Genomic DNA, 411 nt, shown 5'->3' on the forward strand with positions numbered 1-411 from the left:
TTCAGATGTCCAATATGTATTGTAGTCCTACACAGCCGAGGCAGCAGGACCGCCACCCGTCTCTTGACTTTTGGCCTGCATGGAGTATAATAAGGGTGCACAGCCAAGTTTATATGGAGCATCATGACTCTGCGCGAGTGCTGCCCTTCGGGCAGGCGCAGGGATGAGGGAAGCCGGTGGGAGTCCGGAGCTATACCCGTAGCCGTATGTGCTTGAGGTTGCCGTTCGAGGCGTGAGCCGGTCATTGGGGCAGGGCCCTGAGAAGGCGGAACGGCAGACGCAGGAGCGAGATCGCTCTGGAAAGGCACGAGCCGGAAGACCTATGGTGTTTGAGAGTGGGGCGCACGTCGGTGTGCGCCGGGAAAGCGCGCGGAAAAGCGGCCGCGGCGGATCATGGGATCTGCCGCGGCC

The 411-nt window shown here is 61.1% G+C and carries 1 riboswitch.

Annotated elements, in window-relative coordinates:
- The first annotated feature begins 123 nt into the window (after positions 1-123).
- Positions 124-342, forward strand: a riboswitch (cobalamin riboswitch).
- The last annotated feature ends 69 nt before the right edge of the window (positions 343-411 follow it).

This window comes from Flavonifractor plautii ATCC 29863 (assembly GCF_000239295.1).
Classification (GTDB): domain Bacteria; phylum Bacillota; class Clostridia; order Oscillospirales; family Oscillospiraceae; genus Flavonifractor; species Flavonifractor plautii.